Raw genomic sequence first — 20,007 nt, forward strand, 5'->3', positions numbered from 1 at the left:
ACTGACAGAATAACCCTTTTTTAATAATTCACTGACGATTTCACGCGGCTTTAGATAAGTCCACCTAATAGATGAATTCATTGGATTGCCTGCTGTATGCTGTTGAAGAATATCTAAAAAGTCTTGATCTATTCCACTGTATTCAGGGGTAGAGGTCTTTTTTTTCGACCGCCTCCAGGTTGTCTGATTCCTGTTATATCCAGTTCTAATTCGGTGAGTTCTTTTTTTCCTTGGCGGATAGTTTTTGGGTCACACTCTAATAAAGCTGAAATATAGTTAACGCCACCATGAGATAATTTTTCACTTTCAATGGCGGCATACCGTCGCTTATTTTTTTCACAAAGTGAGTCATAAAATTTCTTCATCGACTTTTCGATATTTTTTTTATAAGGAAATGACATAAGACAACCACTGAGTAATAAATTAAGATAACCTTAATTTAGGGGAGATATTTCATTATTCAAGCTTGGCTGCTTCAGGATGTTATTTCGTGCACATTCCTTAGTAAGCAAAAGTAATTGTTCATCTTATGACTGTGAATTTGTTGCTTTAGCTCAGCACCTTAACATTCAGCTTATTACACAAGACAAAAAGGTTTTACGAGAATTCTCATCTGTTGCAATTTCTGCAGTAGATTTTATTGGATTGAAATAGTCCACTACAATATACAGCCACCTTATGCAAAGTTGCATGGCAATATTGGTCATGTAAATAATTTAATTGATCAGGGCGTTATAAGGCAATTCTGGCAACAAGACTATATTGCCTGTTTTTTTTGTCGTATGATGTGTAAAGCCCTTGTTTTCCAAATATGTTTTCATGGATTCGATCCATCGAAGGGTTACCACATAAAATTACGGATGTATTTTCCGTGCTATACATTGAAAAATACTGGTAGTATCCTGCATTTCTTATTTCTGTCGCCAATAGCTAGCGATAGTTGAGCCTGATATATTATGCCAGATACTAAACATTGCACCTGGCAGTGCAGCAGCAACAGAAAAATATTTCATTGCTAAAGCAACGCTTAAACCTGAATTCTGCATACCCACTTCAATACTGACGGTACGACAGATAGCAGTGTCATATTTTAATAAGCGAGGTATAAAATACCCTACCCCCATCCCGAGCATATTATGCAACACAACAGCAGCCAAAACAGCCCAGCTTAAACTAGCAAAATTATGCTGATTTAATGCCACAATAATCGCAATGATCAAGGCTATCGCTACACTGGAAAATAGCGGAAATAATCCTTGTACCCGTATTAAATATCGTCCTAAAAATGAATTAATTGCCGTTCCTGTTACCACAGGCAGAAAGACTATCAATAAAATACTACGCATCATATCGGTGACTGGTACAGCAACACTCTGACTCAGATAAATATAGCTTAATAAAGGCATGGCAATAACAGCACACAAGGTTGATGCCATAGTCATTAATATAGATAAGGCAACATTGCCCTTAGCTAAATAACAGATGACATTTGAAGCCGCTCCTCCGGCACTACAACCGACAAGTACCAGGCCGATTGTATGCGCTTCAGACAATTGCAAAGCATTAGCCAGTAGGTATGCAAACAAAGGCATAAAGATAAATTGTATGCTGATGGTTAATAAAATAATCAGCGGTTGCTTAAGTGCCTGTTTAAAGTGTTGCCAGGTTAAGGTCATGCCCATGAAAAACATGACCAATGCCAATAAGGGAATTATCGTTCCTTTGACATGAGTAAATGGTGCAGGATTGAAGTAAGCTATCAATGATAATAGCAATGCACCGATAGGGAAAAAAATAACGCCCCTGTTGCTCATTTATAACTACCAGGGCATGGATGTGCCATCATATTTTATGAAACTTCCAGTTTGAGATAGATCGAATCGCTCAATCTGCTGACGCATACCGCTAATACTTTCATCAACCTCAATCAAACCATTGGGACCACCCATATCAGTTCTAACCCAGCCTGGGTGGAAAATGAGCACTCCCGTTCCCTGCTTTGCAAAATCAAAAGCAAGGCTTTTCATAACGGCATTTAAAGCAGCCTTACTGGAACGATATAAATAGCTACCGCCACTACCATTATCAGCCATACTACCCATTAAACTGCTAATGGCAACAAATATTCCTCGTTGACTTGAGGCTAGATGATCAGCAAACACTTCAGCGAGCTTTATAGCACTTAATACATTTGTATCCAGCGTTTCTTGCCAAACTTGATAATCTAATTCGCCGAAAGCATGACGGTCCCCATAAATACCTGCATTTGACACTAATACATCAATTGTCACTTGCTGTAATTCTGCGGCTACAGCTTCAATTTGCTGATGATTGCGCACATCCAGAGTAAGTATGCGCATTGATGCATATTGATTGGCAAGCGTATTTAATTCTTCTGCATTTTCTGGCTGAAGACAACAGGCAAGCACTTGCCAGCCTGCCTGCGCATATTGTTGGCTAAATTCTAAACCCAGGCCACGGTTAGCTCCGGTGATTAATACTGTTTTCATTTGTGATTAAAAAGTTGATGTGTCTATAAATAATGATTTCTGGGGGAACGGGCGGCTCGCCCGTTACATGGGCAAGCTGCCCATGCCCCCACTATTTCTTCTAGGCCGGAGTATCAAGTCGGCAATACTGCTAACTTAAAACTGTGAGCCAAAGCTAAATTGAAATGCTTGTAAATCGTCGCCCTCTTTATCATTCAGAGGAATCGCATAACTGATCTGTAAAGCACCAAAGGGTGATAACCATTTGGCAGCTATCCCAGTTGAATACCTGAAATCGGAAAATGAAAAACTAGGGTTAACATCTGTAAAAATATCGTTACCATCAGCATCAGTAGTTTTTTCTATATAATTTCCTTGCACCGTTCCTATGTCAAAAAATGCCATTATACGAATTGACTCGACATCACTCATAAATGGTACAGGAAAAATCAGCTCGGTATTACCTAAGATCTTGATGTTACCACCATAGGGCCGTGGTTCATTACCATCAAGACAAGTGTTATTACAATGATCGCGTGGACCCAGCGTATTATCACGCCATCCTCGCACTGAATTCACACCACCTGCGAAATAGTTTTCAAAGAAAGGCAAATTCTCAGTGTCACCAAAGCCATCCCCATAAGCGCCCGAAACCATAAGCTTTAAAACTAGATCTTTTGCCACACTAAAGTAATGTTGATCTTTGGCGCTAATTTTATAGTAGGTTAAATCACTACCTGGAATAGTTACTAAAGCAGAAAGTCGCTGCTGACTCCCTTCAGTTGGAAAAATTGCTTTATCTAAGGTATCGCGTACCCAGCCGATAGCAAAAGGAAAGGTTAGAAATTCATCCCCATTTCGTTCTATCCAGACGGGTAATTCAGGCGGGGCAAAATCGCCTTGTTTTAGAGTTGTATGTTTTACATCGAAACCAAAATTAAAGCGCTGGTTTTCATTAATTGGGAAACCAAAATTGATACCACCACTAATCACATCGGTTAAATAGTTTGAAATATTCGCAGCTTGAGCATCCGTTTTCTTATATAAAAAGTTATAGCCGAGACTTACTCCATCACGAGTGAAATATGGATTGGTAAACCCCAGGCTATAAAGTGTAGATACATCACTTTTATTGAAGTTAACACTAACTCGTTTACCCGATCCAAAAATATTATCCTGAGTAACACTGGCATTGTAGATTACCCCCTGCGTTTGTGAATAACCGATACCTGCCATCAAGTTACCTGACGATTTTTCCGTTACCGAAAAATTCAAGTCCAGTTGATCACGGGTTCCCGGAACTTTAGGCGTTTCTATGCCAATATTCTCAAAATAGCCAAGGCGATTCAAGCGTGCTTTAGAGCGTTCAATATTAACAGATGATGCCCATGCCCCTTCCATTTGTCTCATCTCACGACGTAAAACTGCATCTCGTGTTTTGGTATTACCCTGCATAGTAATTCGCCTGACATAGGCACGATTAGCGGGGTCAATAAAAAATGTCATATCGACTATTTTAGTATCAGTATGGATTTCAGGCACCATATTCACATTGGCAAATGCATAGCCCTCTTCACCTAAACGATCTGAAATTGCTTTGGAGGTGAGTGTTGCATTTTTACGTGAAAAGATTTCTGTTGGACCGACTTTCAGTAAAGCAATAAGCTCTTCAGGGTTGACCACTAAATTACCGCTGAGCTTAACACTACCTAAAGTAAATAAATGGCCTTCTTCAATATTTACCACAAGGTAGATATCTTTTTTATCAGGTGTAATTGATACCTGAGTAGATTTAATTGTAAAGTTTATATATCCGCGATCCAGATAATAAGAACGTAACCGTTCCAGATCAGCTGATAGTTTTTGCTTAGAATATTGATCGTCTTTGGTATAAAAAGACAACCAGCCTGAAGTACTTAACTCAAAATTCTTAACTAAATCTTTTTCAGAATAAACATTGTTACCAATAATATTTATGGATTTTATTTTCGCGACCTCACCTTCAGAGATTTTAATAGTCAGGCTGACTCTATTTCTCTCTAGCGGCAAAACACTGGTATCTATTTTTAAGCTATATTTACCCTGGCTAAAGTACTGACGCATTAATTCCTGCTCAACTTTATCAAGGATTTGTCGATTAAATACCTTACCTTTTGCCAGTCCAATACTGGTCAAGGCAGTTAACAAATCTTCGGTACTTAAATCATCATTTCCTTCTATCTCAATTTCTGCAATTGAAGGACGTTCCTGAACATCAATCAATAAAATATCACCTTCACGGCTCATTGAAATATCCTGGAAGAAACCTGTTTTGAATAAAGCTCTAATAGCAGGTGCTATATTTTTATTGAGAAGTTTTTCACCAATATTAACCGGTAAGTAATTAAAAACCGTTCCAACTGATATACGCTGTAATCCCGTTACACGTATGTCTTGCACAATAAACCCTTGTTCTTCACTGTGTACAACAGAAGAAATTGGCAACAAAAGCAAAAATAAAGGGAGTAAAATTTTAAATTTCATGTACTAGTTAATAGCAGAAGTAAATCTGTAAAAAACAAAAATCTGGCTCAATTCAAAGAGCGTGAACAAAGTATCAACATAATCCCCCTTCTTAGCTAAGGAGGGGTTAGGGGAGATTTGGTATATTAAAACTAATCACGCAATATCAATGACTATGTTTTTATACGATCCCCCCTCAATCCCCCCTTCTCAAGGGGGGAGGCTAAAAGCAGAGCCTCTTAGTCTGCTTTTAAATTGCAGGCTGAAGAGACTATGAAAGTATTCAACAAAATCCCCCTCCTTAGTTAAGGAGGGGTTAGGGGAGGTTTGGTATATTAAAACTAATCACACAATATCAATGACTATGTTTTTATACGATCCCCCCTCAATCCCCCCTTCTCAAGGGGGGAAGCTAAGAGCAGGTACTTTCACAGCCTCTTTAGTCTCTTTTAAATATGCAGGCTGAAGACCTGCGCCCCATCTGTATTTCGCAACCATCACTACACGAAGTACACTAATGTAAAATTATTTTATGTACGTTGCTAAGCATTTTTAATGGGAAATGCTAAAACATCGTCTATCTTATCGGTTTCACTGATGATCATTAATATCCTGTCTAAACCGATGGCAATACCTGAACAATCAGGCAGGCCGCTATGCAAAGCCGCTAAAAACCGCTCATCTGCTGAAACTTTTTCAGCACCAATCTTCTGCCTTAATTTGATTTCCTGATCAAAGCGCTTTTTTTGCTGTTGCATATCCGTTAATTCATAATAGCCATTACCTAACTCAATTCCTTGAATAAACACCTCAACTCTTTCAGTAACCAACGGATTTTCAAGATTCAAACGAGCTAACGAAGGCAGACAGGCTGGGTATTCATAAACCATGCATATACCAGCTATACCTAAATGTTGCTGAACAATATGGCTAAATAAAAAATCCAGCCAGGTTGTATGATTATCACCACACACCTCTTCGGCTTCTGGGAAACCAAGCCTTACAGCAGCTGTCTGATATTTTCTGCGCTCAAACTGTAATGCATTTAAACCTGTATATTGATGAAAAACATCAACATAGCAAATACGCTGGGCTTTTTCTGAAAAAAATTTGGCAGGTAAAATATGACTGAACAGTAATTCTACATCGTCCATTAATTGCTGCAAATTAAAATCAAGTCGATACCATTCCAGCATACTAAATTCAGGATTATGATAACGCCCTGACTCACTCTTTCTAAATGCCTTGGTGATTTGGTATATGGAACCTGTATTTGCTGCTAATAAGCGTTTCATTGCAAACTCTGGTGAAGTTTGCAGATATAAACTATCTTGGTTATCAGGTAACTGACTAGTAGAAAAAAATTCTAAATAGGGATCAGTACCAACCGCCTGGCAAAGTATAGGGGTTTCCACTTCCAGAACATTTTGCGCATAAAAAAAACTTCTAATTTCATGCAATAACTTAGCCCGCAGATGGATAAGCTCCAATGAGCAACTGGGTTGCCAGCTCGGTATCAATGTATTCGCCTCTGCAATGCAGTAGATTGATATCTAGGCTTTAGCCCGTGAGACATATTCACCTGTACGCGTATCAACCTTCACGATTTCCCCAATTTGTACAAATAAAGGTACACGTACTACTGCACCCGTCTCTAGTGTTGCTGGTTTACCACCACCGCCAGAAGTATCGCCTTTAAGTCCCGGATCAGTTTCTGAAATTTCCAGTTCTACAAAATTAGGCGGAGTTACACTAATTGGTGCATTATTCCATAAAGTCAGAATACACATCGCCTGATCTTTTAACCATTTTTTTGCTTCAGCAACTGCAGTCTCATCGGCTTGATACTGATCAAATGATTCAGGATGCATAAAATGGTAAAACTCACCATCATTGTACAAATACTGCATATCTAATTCGACTACATCAGCGGCCTCAAGAGACTCACCAGACTTGAAGGTCTTTTCTAATACACGTCCATTTTTCAGATTTCTTAACTTAACCCGGTTAAATGCCTGGCCTTTTCCGGGTTTAACAATCTCATTCTCGATAATAGAACAGGGATCGCCATCTAGCATTAACTTCATTCCCCCTTTGAATTCATTTGTACTATAACTCGCCATTTATATCTCTATTGATTGTATGATTAAAATCTTTGTTATACTTCGCACGGCCACGGCTGTAGTATTCTTGTAACCCTGCTCAAGCGAAGTATATTATACCTTGCATCTATTGATTTCTGCAGAATAATGCTTATTTAAATTATGACAACTCACTTATCTAGCTGGCAAAAAGATTTAGCATCAGCCTTCACTAATCCAGAAGATTTACTTCAGTATTTAAAGATAAATTCAAAGCAGTTTTCAAGCCCTGCCAGGCATGACTTTTCTATGCGTGTACCTTTAAGTTATGCAGCTTGCATGCAAAAATCGGATCTAGATGACCCGTTACTTAAACAAGTATTGCCCATTGCTAATGAGCTTGTTAACCCCGATGAATTTCAAAATGACCCCGTGGGTGATTTATCCGCATTAACGGAAAACTGCATTATTCATAAATATCAGGGTCGAGTTTTAATAATCATTACTGGTGGCTGTGCAATTAATTGCCGTTTTTGTTTTAGACGCAATTTTCCTTATGCTGAAGTACAATTAAACAGCCAAAAAGAGATCACTGCATTAGAGTATATACGTAAGAATAAAAGCATTAATGAGGTTATTCTTAGTGGTGGAGATCCTTTACTCATAAGTGACCACAAGCTTAAGGATTTCATTCAGAAATTATCTGATATTACACATCTTAAGCGCATACGAATTCATACACGCTTACCTATCGTCCTGCCCGCACGGATAACACCTGAACTTATTGATATTTTCAAAAGCTCATCTGTGCCCATAGTTATAGTGACCCATTGCAATCATGCTAATGAACTGAGTAAACAAGTGATGGCTGCATGTCAGGCATTAAATCAGAAAAATATTACTTTATTAAACCAATCGGTATTATTAAAAGGCGTTAATGATCATGCGCAAATATTACAATCTTTAAGTGAGCAGCTTTTTTCAGCAGGGATTTTGCCTTATTATCTGCACTTATTAGATAAAGCGAAAGGAACAGCACATTTTGAAGTTAGTGAAAACGATGCGGTAAAGATTCATCAATCACTACAGCATATTTTACCAGGCTATTTAGTACCAAAACTAGTCAAAGAACAGCCAGGAAAAGCTGCAAAAACATTGATAATCTAAAAGGAACAGCACCCGATGCTGAGATTGTAGCCCGTATGAAGCTAGCGGAATACGCGGAAGTGAGAACACCCTTTTCCTGTATTATGCAAGCTCCATAGAGGCTACATTAGAACTAGGCTAATCGTAACTGAGCTAAGGAAGCAAATGCTTTGTCATTATTGATATCAGGAGTGATAATTAATTCCAGCACTGTGACTGCAGGAAGATCAACAGTAAAATCTTGAGTTTCGCTGGTTGCACCATCAGGGCTGAAGTTCCACTGTTGACGAACGATTTCTTCAAATGACTGGCCATTGTCTGATGAACAACGCACTTTATATTCTTGTGTTCGTTCGCTGCTTGCTTCTAGGAAGCTTAGCCAGATACGGGTTAATTTCTGAGGCCGGGCAAACAATAAACGAATTATTTGAGTGCCGGGCTCAGCTGCACGCCAACCTGAAGTCTGGTCCGCTAATAATGCAAATTCAATAGGATAAGCAACATCTTCCGAGCTAATCTCTACCTCTGCGATTTCCTCAAGATTAAGCCAGTCAAACTCTGGAGATTTTGTTGCATTATTATCTGGGGTGATAATTCTCTTACGCATAAAACTTACCTTGGTAGTTGATCTATACCTCCGAAAAAGCCACTTATAATTTACTGAAAGTAACTTAGGAAAAACATAGGGAGGTTAGATAGAACGGTGTTTATATCAAACGCATGTAAATTAAGCTGTACTAGCCAAAGCCCTTAAGACATCAGTACGACTAATGATACCGACTAAATCTTGATCCCTATAAACTGGAAAACTTCGGATTGCTGAATTCTGAAATTTTTCAGCTAAATCGACAATGCTCATTTCTGCTTCTACCTTAACAACGCCAGAAGTCATGTATTCTGTCACATTACCAGCACTACTCTGGTTATAAGCAACCTCTAAGACCATTTTAAGCGCATCTTTCTCGGAAAACATACCAATTACTTTACCATGCTCATCAAAAACTGGTGCACCTGTAATTTTATGATCCAGTATTTTTTTTATTGCATCAATGCCAGTCATTTCTTTAGTTAATTTAACTAAATGCGTGGTCATATAATCCGCTACTGTAATTTTTGCTAACATAGTTTTCTCCTTAATTGTTACACTTCAATGATATCAAACATGCTACTGTCTAAATAAATCCATTTAGCCTGCTTCAGCCTCGGCTTCCATTTTCTTTCTTTTGTCACATTTTTCTACACAAATACAATCTCCAGCACCTGCTCCACCGCAAGAACCTTTAATTGCATTACGACCAAAAATAACCCCTATTGCCATCACGACAATTACAATTAGCATAAATGCGAATGTGACTAAAAAATAAATCATTGTTTTACCTTTGTCAGTTCAGAAAATAAAGGTGTTGCACGCTCTTCAAAGCCTTGATCTGTTTTGATAATAAAAAGCACAGCCAGTTCTTGTTGTTCAGCAATTTTATACCCCTCTTCCTCACCTAATACCAGTAAGGCTGTTGCCCAGGCATCGGCTTTCATCGTAGTATCGCCTAAAACAGTAACAGATGCTAGTTTATGCTTAACAGGGTAACCTGTTCTTGGGTCTATTGTATGTGAAAAGTATTTTCCATCCTGTTCAAAAAAAATTCGGTAATCACCTGAAGTTGCCATAGCTATGTCAGTGATTGGCAGAATTCTTTGCAATTCACGTGTTTCCATATTTGGCTTTTCAACAGCAATCTGCCAGTCTTTACCCTGTAAATTTTTTCCTTTTAGATACAGTTCTCCACCAATCTCTACCATATAATTGGTTAAACCCTGTGCATCCAGTAAATTGGCAACTTCATCAACAGCAAAGCCTTTAGCCAGCGAAGATAAATCTATATAGACACCTGACTGGGTTTTGCTCAGTGTTAATAAGCGTGTCGTAAGTTTTAACTTGTCATAACCTGCATTAGCCAAGGCTTGTTGAATTGCTTCATCCGTTGGCACCTGATTTTGTATCTTGTCGGGACCAAAGCCCCACAAATTGACTAATGGACCCACTGTTATGTCATAGGCTCCACCCGTTAATACACTGATTTCTTGCGCTGTTGATATAAGTTTAAATAATTCAGGCGAAATAAATTGTGATCCTGTGCTCTTTGAATTATTAATTAAAGACAGCTCAGAATCCGGAATATAAGTCGACATCCGTTGATTTATTTCAGTCAGACGTCTGTTAATCAGTTTTTCTAGTCTATATACTTTTACACCTTCAGGTAGTTGACTCGCTTTAATACTAAAACTGGTCCCCATTGTAGGGCCTGAAAAGTTAAATGGATATTTTTCAACGCTGCTATTATTTACACAGCCTGATAACAAAAAAACGAGAATTAAGGTCAAACTTAATCCTCGTTTAGGAATTTTATTTTGCATTTTAATTTGGGTTTTTAATGGTTCAACCATATAAATTCTTAGTTAAAATTACAGGGTGGGCTTAAATATCCCACCCTGTAACGACTATTTAACCACCGAAGTCATCAAGCATGATATTTTCTGGTTCTACACCATTTTCTATCAACATATTAATAACAGCAGAGTTCATCATTGGAGGTCCACACATGTAGAATTCACAATCTTCTGGCGCTGGATGGTTTTTAATAAACTCTTCCAGCAAGATGTTATGAATAAACCCTGTATAACCTTCCCAATTATCCTCTGGTAGTGGATCAGACAAGCCCACATGCCATTCAAAGTTATCATTCTCAGCCGCTAGCATATCAAAATCTTCTACATAGAACATTTCGCGCTTACTACGCGCTCCATACCAGAAAGTAATCTTACGATCAGTTTTCAAAGTACGTAACTGGTTGAATAGGTGTGAGCGCATAGGTGCCATACCTGCTCCACCACCGATAAAGACCATTTCTGCATCGGTCTTTTTCGCGTAGAACTCACCATAAGGTCCTGATATGATACATTTATCACCTGGCTTCAGGTTAAAAATATATGACGACATAATACCCGGCGGTACTGAGTCTGGCGCACCTGGTGGCGGTGTTGCAATACGCACATTGAGCATGATTTCTTTTTCTTCAGGATAAGAAGCCATTGAATACGCACGCAATGCATCTTCTTTTACATCAGAAGTATAACGCCATAAATCAAACTTATCCCAGTCACCACGGAATTCTTCTTCTATATCAAAATCAGAATATTTAGCTATATGTGGTGGACATTCAATTTGAATATATCCCCCAGCCTCATAGTCAATCGTTTCACCATTAGGCAACTCTAACACTAATTCTTTAATAAAAGTCGCAACGTTATTGTTTGATTTAACCGTACATTCCCATTTTTTAACGCCAAAGACACTGTCTTCAACTTCAATGTTCATGTCGTGTTTAATCGCAACCTGACAAGCTAAACGCTCACCTTCTGCTGCTTCACGTTTAGTAATATGCCCTAATTCAGTCGGTAAAATCTCGCCACCACCTGAATGGATTTTTACTTTACATTGCGCACAAGTACCACCCCCACCACAGGCTGAAGGTACAAATAAACCAAAATCGGCTAGTGCGGTTAATAATTTCCCACCAACTGGTACATGAATCTTTTTCTCATCATTGATAAGAATTTCAACATCCCCAGAGGCAACTAATTTACTCTTGGCACCGATGATAATAAACACCAGTGCAATCACGATCACCGTGAAAATAATAATTCCTAATGCAATCTCTAGCATTACGATACCTTCCTAAAGTTGGATTCCGGAGAAAGCCATGAAGCCAAGTGACATCAGACCCGCGCTAATAAATGTAATTCCTAGACCCTCAAGGCCTTTAGGAATATCGCTGTATTTCAGTTTTTCACGAACGCCCGCCATCACTGTGATAGCTAACATCCAGCCAAAACCACTACCAACACCGTAGACAACACTTTGGGTAAAGTCATAGTCACGTTCAATCATGAACAAACTACCACCCAGAATCGCACAGTTTACTGTGATCAATGGTAAAAATACGCCTAGTGCATGGTACAAAGCAGGAAAAAATTTATCTAAAACCATTTCCAGAATCTGTACTAATGCAGCAATCATACCGATACAGCTTAATAAGGCTAAAAAGCTTAGATCAACACCCGTAATACCCATCCACGACAATGCGTCTTCTTTTAGTAAAGTATGATAGATAAGGTTATTGACAGGGACAGTAATCACCTGCACAACCATCACCGCAATACCCAATCCTATTGCTGTCGAAACCTTTTTCGACACCGCAAGGAAAGTACACATTCCCAAAAAGAACGCTAGGGCAAGGTTTTCAATGAAAACTGCTTTTATAAATAAACTAATATATTCTTCCATTAGTGATGTCCTCCTTCACCATGAGAGATCGCCATAATTTTAAAATCAGCGGCTTCATTTTGCTCCGGTTTCCATTGACGGAAAACCCAGATAATAATACCGATAATAAAAAATGCACTCGGTGGTAATAGCATTAAACCATTAGGATCATACCAGCCACCATCTTTAGTTAAGGTAAAAACATCAATACCGAGTAATTTACCTGAACCAAATAACTCTCTAAAAAATGCAACTATGACCAAGATTAAGCTATAACCTAAACCATTACCGATACCATCTATGAAACTCGCCATTGGCGAGTTTTTCATAGCATAAGCTTCAGCACGTCCCATCACGATACAGTTAGTGATAATCAAACCTACAAAAACAGATAGTTGTTTACTGATATCATAAACAAACGCTTTTAAGACTTGATCCACTACGATAACCAGTGAAGCAATAATCGTCATTTGTACAATGATACGAATACTACCTGGAATATGGTTACGAATTGAACTAATCGCAGCACTTGAACAGGCGGTTACCGCTGTTAATGCGACAGCCATAATCAGTGATGTTGACATTTGCGATGTAACCGCTAATGCCGAACAGATCCCCAATACTTGTAAAGTAATCGGGTTATTATTGACCAGTGGATCGATCAAAGTTTTCTTTGTTTCGTTATTCATAACGGCACTCATAATAACCTCCTACCCCTTAGTTTTTACTTTATCTAAATAAGCCGAAAAACCTTCTTGACTCATCCAGAATTTAACAAGATTAGTAACACCGACACTAGTCAGTGTCGCCCCTGCCAGACCATCAACCTGGAACTCTGATCCTGCTTTCGAGTTATCAACCAGCCCTTTAATTAACCCTAAAGCAACTGTGCCATCTTCACTATAGACTTTTTTGCCTTTCCATAGTGCACGCCAGTTAGGATTTACGATCTCGGCACCTAGTCCAGGTGTTTCTCCCTGGTCGTAAAAGTTAATGCTCTGTACTGTTTGACCGTCTGCGTCTAAAGCAAGAAAGCCATACATAGTCGACCATAAACCATAGCCATGTACCGGTAAGATAATAGATTTAATAGTCTCGCTATCTTTCACCAGATAAACTTTGGCAATCTTAGCGCGTTTTTTTATGCTAGCAATATCCTGAGCTCTGCTTAACACAACATTTTGCGCTGGATCTTTTGCAGCTTTACGTTGATCATAAGCTTCTATATCACCGTCAACATAATCCCCAGTCGCAACATCCACTAACTTAGCTTCGATTTGCTCAGCGAATGCAGTATGGATATCAGTACCCTCTTGAAGCAAACCAGCAACATCAAGAATATTCTTCTTCATATCCATCGCTTTGTTTTCAATTTGCAGTGGTCTTAGTGCAACCGCTGCCAGGGAAACCAGAATCGCACAAACAAAACACAGCGATAAAGCTACTGCAATAGTTTTTTCCAGACTATCGTTACTTAAGGCTAAGACTTTATCTCTATACTTGGCAAATTTCTGATAATGTTCACAATTATCAAGCTTTTCACAAAGAGGCCCCATAAACTTACATATTTTATTTTCGTTAGGCATGACGTTTCATCCTTCTCTTAATATTTGCCTGAACGACAAAATAATCAATCACAGGCGCAAACATATTAGCGAATAGAATTGATAGCATCATACCTTCAGGGAAGGCAGGATTAACAACACGTACTAATACAACCATGACACCGATTAAAGCCCCAAATATCCAACGACCTGTATTAGTCATTGCAGCAGAGACTGGATCAGTTGCCATATACACCATACCAAAAGCAAAACCACCCAGGGTCAAATGCCAATAAAAAGGCATTGCAAACATGGGATTAGTATCACTACCAATCATGTTAAACAATAATGAAGTTACTACCATACCACCCAACACACCGCCCATAATACGGTAAGACGCAATTTTGGTATAAAGTAGGAAGCAAGCCCCTAGTAAAATAGCTAAAGTAGATGTTTCGCCAATCGATCCTGGCATAAAGCCCATGAAAGTCTGAAACCAGCCATAACCCGCTTCATGAACAGCATCTAGTCCACCTTGAGCAGCTAAACCTAATGGAGTAGCCATGGTGTAACCATCTACACCAACCCAGGCAGTATCACCTGAAATAGCAGCAGGATAAGCAAAGAAAAGAAATGCACGACCCGTTAATGCTGGGTTAAGAAAGTTTTTACCTGTACCGCCAAAAACCTCTTTACCAATCACAATACCGAATGAAATACCTAATGCAACCTGCCATAAAGGCAAATCAGGTGGCAAAATCAAGGTATATAACATAGAAGAAACCAGAAAACCTTCGTTTACTTCATGTCCACGTACCGTGGCAAATAATACTTCCCATACACCACCTACAGCCAATGTGACCAGGTAGATAGGTAAGAAAAATAAAGCACCGTAAACAAAGTTAGAAATGGGGTTCATCGGGCTATAACCAAACAGCGACATAGGAATGCTACGCCAGTCTTGCGCCTGTTCTAAACCTATTGCCTGCAATGCTAAATTCGCTTGATAACCAGAGTTATACATTGCCATTAGAATACAGAAAAATGTCGCAATAACCACAAAAGTCATGGTACGTTTCAGATCATTTCCATCACGTACGTGCGTTGTGCCTCGCGTTACATCTGCGGGTGTATAAATAAAAGTATCTACCATCTCATAGAGACCGTAATACTTCTCCAGCTTGCCGCCTTTAATAAAGATCGGCTCAATACTATCTAATACCTGTCTAGCATTCATTAGCCTTCCTTCTCGATTTTAGTTAAATTCGCGCGTAACACAGGGGCAAAATCATGCTTACCTGGATCAACAAATGTAAATAAGGAAACATCTTCTTCATCTAACTCCAGACATCCTAATAATTGCGCTTGATCTGTATCGCCTACTACCATCGCTTTTAATAATGGTGTGGCTAAAATATCAAGTGGCATCACGGATTCAAATACGCCAACAGGAACAATCGCTCTGTTCGAGCCATTCTTGTCTGTTGATAATGGAAATAAACGTCCTGAAGCACGGTCACGGCTTGAAGTATATACATTCATCGCTGAATATTTATCCTTACCAGCAACTATCCAGCCAAATAATTCACGATCACGGCCTTCGCGCAGTACAGAAACCTGATTACTATAGCAACCTAAAAATGCAGCCCAACCTGTTGCTTCACGTCCATATAATACAGAGCCAGAAATAACCCTGTTTTCATCGTCATTTAACTGATCTTGTACTAATTCATCAGTGTTAGCACCAGAACGCGTACGGATTAATCGCGGTTCTTTTACGGCAGGACCGGCTAATGAAACGACACGCTCTACATTAAGTTTACCTGTTGTAAACAATGCACCAATGGCAATAACGGCTTGATAATCCAAGTGCCAGACGGTTTTATCAACGCTAACAGGGTCGATTAAATGAATATGTGTGCTTGGTAATCCAGCCGGGTGAGCCCCGGAAAATTCAGCAACTTCAACAGATGCTGTATTACCTGCAGGAATATCCGCACCAGTAGCTTTACAAAGATAAGTTTTACCAGCGCTTAACTTAGCAATGACAGCTAAACCGTTAGTAAAATCATCGCTACGGTCATTAATGATAACTGCTGGATCAGCGGCTAATGGACGCGTATCAATAGCAGTCACAAAAAGTGAACGTGGCGTAGTATCAATAGCCGGCACTTTTCCATAAGGGCGCGTTCTGAATGATGTCCATAGTCCTGATGCAACTAGATTTGCAGTCACCTGCTCAGCTGTTAAATCAGATATTTCTGTAGCTGAGTATGACTGGAATGACTCTTGTTGCTTACCTTTTAGTTCAATCACAACGGATTGTAAAACCCGTCTCTCCCCACGATGAATTGTTTTTACTGTTCCTGCTCCAGGTGCAGTAAAAATAACGCCAGGATTCTTTTTATCTTCAAAAAGAGCCTGACCTAATTTTACTTTATCACCCTCAGCAACCAGCATCTTAGGCTTCATGCCCACATAATCCATCCCTAAGATGGCAACAGATGAAACCTGATTACCCTCTTCAATGGTCTGTTTGGGTGCTCCCGTAATCGGAAGATCCAAACTTTCTTTTATAGTAAATTGCATAGTAAATAAGCCTGTTGTCCAGACAAGTTGAGGTTCACCCCCCTTAATTTTCTACACTACCGAAAACAAGAGGCACTTCAATACGAAAAACCTCGATATTATCCCATAAAAAACAGGCTTTCTCAATCAGAGTTCGGAGCCAAAACAGGACAAATACTTATTTTTTTACCATGAAGCACATGAAGATACTGAAGCAAAGATTACACAGGGAAACAAGCGGCTCGCCCGTTTACATGAGCAAGCTGCCCACGCCCCCAAAACATTACTCAGAAAAAACCTCCTGCAAATCAATTTTTAAATCGGAAAAAACCTGGGGGCTTGCATAATCTTCTTCTGCAAACATTGCGATTAATTGGTATTTCTCCGTTTCAACATCCAGCATAAACTGATGTACCGCTTTTTCATATGGGTAAACCATCCAGTACTCCTTAACCCCGCTTTCCTGATATAGCGCGTATTTAATCTGCATTTCTTTTTTTGAGTTACCTGGAGAGAGAATTTCAATAATCCAGTCAGGAGCTCCCAGGCATCCTTGCTCGGTTAATTTTTCCGGGTCACAAATAACAGATAAATCTGGTTGAACTACCGTATAAATATCCTGATCTGCCTTTATAGATTTATGCTGATCATATAAACGCACATCAAAAGGGGCATAAAATAATTTACAAGGCTTTTTATAGAAAAATTGATATAAGACACCACCTAAATTAGTGACGATACTTTGGTGCTTAACATTCGGTGCTGGCGACATTAACATCACCTTACCCCTGATTAACTCAACTGCTTTATCCAGTTGCCAGGTTAAATAATCAGCATAGCTATAGGTAGCTTCTGAATCTAATTGAGATAATTGCGTAATTTTCATGATTTAACTCCAATTCTTATAAAAGCATGGGTAACACCAATAGCCGTATCAAGGGTGGAATAGCGTTGCGTTTTCCACCATAAGTTTAATCTATGCCTTCCAGCTAACGCCCAATACAACTACCAGTTGTATTGATTTAGTTAATTTTCCAGTACGGTTACACCATATATTGGTTTTTGTGCAACATCTAGATAGGCATGGTTTAATCCAATATTTCGACGTCACAATAAAATCTCGAAAAATGCTAATCTAGTCTACACAAGCGGACTAAAGTCCGCTCTACAGTGTTTGTAACCTTTTTATAAAATCTCTAACTTGGCATAGGACAACATCAGCCACTTCATTCCTGCTGTCGCAAAATTGATCTGTACTCGTTCTTGCGCACCATCGCCATCGACTTGCAAGACTACACCTTCTCCAAATTTCTCATGCCTTACGTGCTGCCCTAATTTATAGCGCCCGCTAGTACCTACAATCGTCCTTTTAGGTGCTTTTGGGCTACTCACAGGTTTACTGACATTTGCACGCACACGAATTTCCTGTAATTGTTCAGCAGGAATTTCTTTTAAAAATCGCGAAGGACGTGGATAATTTTCTTTACCGTATAAGCGCCTGGATTCTGCATAACTTATATATAACAACTTCATTGCGCGAGTCATACCGACATAACACAGACGACGTTCTTCTTCTAAGCGACCAATATCATCAACTGACTGCTGAGAAGGAAATAAACCTTCTTCTAGCCCAACCATAAAGACTATTGGAAACTCTAGGCCTTTCGCTGAATGCAAGGTCATTAATTGCACACAATCTTCAAAATCATCAGCCTGTGCATCACCGGATTCTAAAGCAGCATGTGCCAGGAATAAATCTAGCTCAGAAAAGTTTTCTTCATTATCTTCATCATAATCAAACTGGCGGGCGGCATTGACTAACTCTTCCAGGTTTTCTACCCTTACTTCGCCTTTCTCTCCTTTTTCTTTTTTATGAAATTCAATTAAGCCGCTTTTCTCGATAGCGTTTTTAACTTGCTCATATAATTCCAGCTCACTTGCCTGCTCCCCCAGGCTATTAATAAGCTGTATAAAGCCTTTTAAAGCATTTTCAGCGCGTGGCGTAAAATGGCCCGCTTTCATTAATTCCAACATTGCCTGCCATAAGCTAATCTGCCTTTCTCTGGCGAGCTGACGAATATCATCCAGCGTTTTTGCACCAACTCCGCGAGTAGGCGTATTTATAATCCGCTCAAAAGCAGAGTCATTGCCTTTATGCATCATTAGAAATAGATAGGCCAGAGCATTTTTAATTTCCATTCGATCAAAAAAGCGTAAACCGCCATAGACTCGATAAGGTGTACCTGTTGCCATTAGTTTTTCTTCAAACTGGCGAGATTGTGCATTTGAACGATATAGAATAGCGACATCAGAGCGTAAATTACCCTCGGCAACCCATTTACGAATACGCTCGACTACAAAATAAGCTTCATCTTGTTCATTAAAGGCAGTGTACAAAGAAATTAAATCACCATCACCACTATCAGTTCTTAGCTCTTTACCCATACGCCCTTCATTACATGCGATTAAAGCATTAGAGGCTTTAAGAATATTTCCGGTAGATCGGTAGTTTTGTTCTAGGCGAATCAATAAGTGATTAGGGTAATGCTTTTGAAAATTGAACATATTTTCAATTTTCGCTCCACGCCAGCCGTAAATTGACTGGTCATCGTCTCCTACGACAAATAAATTATCCTGCCCCTCTGTAAGCAATCGCAGCCAGGCGTATTGAACTGTATTTGTATCCTGAAACTCATCAACATGCACATGCTTAAATCGTGATCGGTAAAATTCGAGCAATTCTGCATTATCACGCAGGGTTTCATGAGCTCTTAAAAGTAATTCCGCAAAATCAACTAGCCCAGAACGGGCGCATAAATCTTCATAGGCACGATATATTTCCAGCATTTTTTGTTGATATAAATCGCCACTCTCCTGAATATGTCCAGCACGAATACCTTCATCTTTTTGCGCATTGATAAACCAGACTACCTGCTTGGGAGGCCAGCGAGTATCATCAATACTCATAGCTTTCATCAGGCGCTTTATTAAACGTAACTGATCATCCGAATCAATCACCTGAAAAGTATCGGGTAACTTTGCCTCTTTATTATGCTGACGTAATAAACGGTGCGCCAAACCATGAAAAGTACCAATCCACATTGATCGTGCAGAAATATTTAATAAGTCCTCTACACGCCCGCGCATTTCTTTTGCAGCTTTATTGGTAAACGTAACAGCGAGAATATTGTGCGGCGAGATCTGCTCAATTTTAATCAACCAGGCTATGCGATGTACTAACACACGAGTTTTACCACTACCAGCACCTGCTAAAACCAGCATAGACCTTGCTGGTGCAGAAACTGCTTCACGCTGTGCATCATTTAAAGAATTAATAATTGCCGTTACATCCATTT

Annotated in this window: 19 protein-coding genes; 1 reads left to right on the forward strand and 18 read right to left on the reverse strand. The window is 39.3% G+C overall.

The features are described 5' to 3' along the window. Positions 1–128: 128 nt before the first annotated feature. From CDZ78_RS00130 to efp, 6 genes are all read right to left on the reverse strand, one after another. Complete coding sequence (locus tag CDZ78_RS00130) at positions 129–401, reverse strand: hypothetical protein (protein WP_087868120.1); 273 nt, start codon at positions 399–401, stop codon at positions 129–131. Positions 402–911: 510 nt separating this feature from the next. Beyond that, positions 912–1,814 carry a bile acid:sodium symporter family protein gene (locus tag CDZ78_RS00140; protein WP_087868121.1) on the reverse strand — a complete coding sequence of 301 codons (903 nt, stop codon included), beginning with the start codon at positions 1,812–1,814 and terminating at the stop codon, positions 912–914. Between the two features lie 6 nt (positions 1,815–1,820). Next, the gene (locus CDZ78_RS00145; protein ID WP_087868122.1) at positions 1,821–2,510 is read right to left on the reverse strand and encodes an SDR family oxidoreductase; all 690 of its coding nucleotides are present in this window, start codon (positions 2,508–2,510) and stop codon (positions 1,821–1,823) included. Between the two features lie 135 nt (positions 2,511–2,645). Further along, positions 2,646–5,012, reverse strand: coding sequence for an outer membrane protein assembly factor BamA (bamA, locus tag CDZ78_RS00150; protein ID WP_087868123.1), 2,367 nt, complete (start codon positions 5,010–5,012; stop codon positions 2,646–2,648). 521 nt (positions 5,013–5,533) lie between these two features. Then, positions 5,534–6,511 carry an EF-P lysine aminoacylase EpmA gene (epmA, locus tag CDZ78_RS00155; RefSeq protein ID WP_087868124.1) on the reverse strand — a complete coding sequence of 326 codons (978 nt, stop codon included), beginning with the start codon at positions 6,509–6,511 and terminating at the stop codon, positions 5,534–5,536. Between the two features lie 33 nt (positions 6,512–6,544). Beyond that, positions 6,545–7,114, reverse strand: a complete 570-nt coding sequence (efp, locus tag CDZ78_RS00160) for an elongation factor P (RefSeq protein WP_087868125.1) — start codon at positions 7,112–7,114, stop codon at positions 6,545–6,547. A 141-nt stretch (positions 7,115–7,255) separates the two neighbouring features. Between efp and epmB the strand changes: the two genes are divergently transcribed. Further along, complete coding sequence (gene epmB / locus CDZ78_RS00165; RefSeq protein ID WP_087868126.1) at positions 7,256–8,239, forward strand: EF-P beta-lysylation protein EpmB; 984 nt, start codon at positions 7,256–7,258, stop codon at positions 8,237–8,239. A gap of 112 nt (positions 8,240–8,351) precedes the next feature. Here epmB and CDZ78_RS00170 read toward each other — a convergent pair whose 3' ends face one another. The 12 genes from CDZ78_RS00170 to uvrD all read right to left on the reverse strand — a co-directional run bounded on the left by CDZ78_RS00170 (position 8,352) and on the right by uvrD (position 20,005). After that, positions 8,352–8,825, reverse strand: coding sequence for a discoidin domain-containing protein (locus tag CDZ78_RS00170; protein WP_087868127.1), 474 nt, complete (start codon positions 8,823–8,825; stop codon positions 8,352–8,354). Between the two features lie 120 nt (positions 8,826–8,945). Continuing rightward, entirely contained in the window at positions 8,946–9,341 is a 396-nt protein-coding gene (locus tag CDZ78_RS00175) for a CBS domain-containing protein (RefSeq protein ID WP_087868128.1), read from the reverse strand. A 63-nt stretch (positions 9,342–9,404) separates the two neighbouring features. Further along, positions 9,405–9,587, reverse strand: a complete 183-nt coding sequence (gene nqrM / locus CDZ78_RS00180; protein ID WP_087868129.1) for a (Na+)-NQR maturation NqrM — start codon at positions 9,585–9,587, stop codon at positions 9,405–9,407. Then, a complete protein-coding gene (locus tag CDZ78_RS00185) occupies positions 9,584–10,630 on the reverse strand; it encodes an FAD:protein FMN transferase (RefSeq protein ID WP_087868156.1) in 1,047 nt (348 codons plus the stop codon). Before CDZ78_RS00185 ends, nqrM begins: the two co-directional genes overlap by 4 nt. Before the next feature lie 88 nt (positions 10,631–10,718). Continuing rightward, on the reverse strand, positions 10,719–11,939 hold the full coding sequence (gene nqrF, locus CDZ78_RS00190) for an NADH:ubiquinone reductase (Na(+)-transporting) subunit F (RefSeq protein ID WP_087868130.1): 1,221 nt from the start codon (positions 11,937–11,939) through the stop codon (positions 10,719–10,721). A gap of 12 nt (positions 11,940–11,951) precedes the next feature. Then, on the reverse strand, positions 11,952–12,560 hold the full coding sequence (gene nqrE / locus CDZ78_RS00195) for an NADH:ubiquinone reductase (Na(+)-transporting) subunit E (RefSeq protein ID WP_087868131.1): 609 nt from the start codon (positions 12,558–12,560) through the stop codon (positions 11,952–11,954). Next, positions 12,560–13,240, reverse strand: a complete 681-nt coding sequence (locus tag CDZ78_RS00200; RefSeq protein WP_087868132.1) for an NADH:ubiquinone reductase (Na(+)-transporting) subunit D — start codon at positions 13,238–13,240, stop codon at positions 12,560–12,562. Before CDZ78_RS00200 ends, nqrE begins: the two co-directional genes overlap by 1 nt. Positions 13,241–13,249: 9 nt before the next feature. Beyond that, entirely contained in the window at positions 13,250–14,125 is an 876-nt protein-coding gene (locus CDZ78_RS00205) for a Na(+)-translocating NADH-quinone reductase subunit C (protein WP_087868133.1), read from the reverse strand. After that, positions 14,118–15,320 (reverse strand): NADH:ubiquinone reductase (Na(+)-transporting) subunit B, encoded by a 1,203-nt coding sequence (locus CDZ78_RS00210; protein WP_087868134.1) that lies wholly within the window; start codon positions 15,318–15,320, stop codon positions 14,118–14,120. Before CDZ78_RS00210 ends, CDZ78_RS00205 begins: the two co-directional genes overlap by 8 nt. Continuing rightward, on the reverse strand, positions 15,320–16,672 hold the full coding sequence (locus CDZ78_RS00215) for a Na(+)-translocating NADH-quinone reductase subunit A (protein WP_087868135.1): 1,353 nt from the start codon (positions 16,670–16,672) through the stop codon (positions 15,320–15,322). Before CDZ78_RS00215 ends, CDZ78_RS00210 begins: the two co-directional genes overlap by 1 nt. A 262-nt stretch (positions 16,673–16,934) precedes the next feature. Then, positions 16,935–17,540, reverse strand: coding sequence for a Uma2 family endonuclease (locus tag CDZ78_RS00220; RefSeq protein ID WP_087868136.1), 606 nt, complete (start codon positions 17,538–17,540; stop codon positions 16,935–16,937). 296 nt (positions 17,541–17,836) lie between these two features. Then, entirely contained in the window at positions 17,837–20,005 is a 2,169-nt protein-coding gene (gene uvrD / locus CDZ78_RS00225; protein ID WP_087868137.1) for a DNA helicase II, read from the reverse strand. Positions 20,006–20,007: the final 2 nt, after the last annotated feature.

This window comes from Bathymodiolus platifrons methanotrophic gill symbiont, assembly GCF_002189065.1.
Lineage (GTDB): Bacteria > Pseudomonadota > Gammaproteobacteria > Methylococcales > Methylomonadaceae > Methyloprofundus.

Bases quoted from the DNA above. Each gene is read 5' to 3' on its own strand.
- CDZ78_RS00130 (WP_087868120.1), bottom strand. From the start codon at position 401: ATGTCATTTCCTTATAAAAAAAATATCGAAAAGTCGATGAAGAAATTT.
- CDZ78_RS00140 (WP_087868121.1), bottom strand. From the start codon at position 1,814: ATGAGCAACAGGGGCGTTATTTTTTTCCCTATCGGTGCATTGCTATTA.
- CDZ78_RS00145 (WP_087868122.1), bottom strand. From the start codon at position 2,510: ATGAAAACAGTATTAATCACCGGAGCTAACCGTGGCCTGGGTTTAGAA.
- bamA (WP_087868123.1), bottom strand. From the start codon at position 5,012: ATGAAATTTAAAATTTTACTCCCTTTATTTTTGCTTTTGTTGCCAATT.
- efp (WP_087868125.1), bottom strand. From the start codon at position 7,114: ATGGCGAGTTATAGTACAAATGAATTCAAAGGGGGAATGAAGTTAATG.
- epmB (WP_087868126.1), top strand. From the start codon at position 7,256: ATGACAACTCACTTATCTAGCTGGCAAAAAGATTTAGCATCAGCCTTC.
- CDZ78_RS00170 (WP_087868127.1), bottom strand. From the start codon at position 8,825: ATGCGTAAGAGAATTATCACCCCAGATAATAATGCAACAAAATCTCCA.
- CDZ78_RS00175 (WP_087868128.1), bottom strand. From the start codon at position 9,341: ATGTTAGCAAAAATTACAGTAGCGGATTATATGACCACGCATTTAGTT.
- nqrM (WP_087868129.1), bottom strand. From the start codon at position 9,587: ATGATTTATTTTTTAGTCACATTCGCATTTATGCTAATTGTAATTGTC.
- CDZ78_RS00185 (WP_087868156.1), bottom strand. From the start codon at position 10,630: ATGCAAAATAAAATTCCTAAACGAGGATTAAGTTTGACCTTAATTCTC.
- nqrF (WP_087868130.1), bottom strand. From the start codon at position 11,939: ATGCTAGAGATTGCATTAGGAATTATTATTTTCACGGTGATCGTGATT.
- nqrE (WP_087868131.1), bottom strand. From the start codon at position 12,560: ATGGAAGAATATATTAGTTTATTTATAAAAGCAGTTTTCATTGAAAAC.
- CDZ78_RS00200 (WP_087868132.1), bottom strand. From the start codon at position 13,240: ATGAGTGCCGTTATGAATAACGAAACAAAGAAAACTTTGATCGATCCA.
- CDZ78_RS00205 (WP_087868133.1), bottom strand. From the start codon at position 14,125: ATGCCTAACGAAAATAAAATATGTAAGTTTATGGGGCCTCTTTGTGAA.
- CDZ78_RS00210 (WP_087868134.1), bottom strand. From the start codon at position 15,320: ATGAATGCTAGACAGGTATTAGATAGTATTGAGCCGATCTTTATTAAA.
- CDZ78_RS00215 (WP_087868135.1), bottom strand. From the start codon at position 16,672: ATGCAATTTACTATAAAAGAAAGTTTGGATCTTCCGATTACGGGAGCA.
- uvrD (WP_087868137.1), bottom strand. From the start codon at position 20,005: ATGGATGTAACGGCAATTATTAATTCTTTAAATGATGCACAGCGTGAA.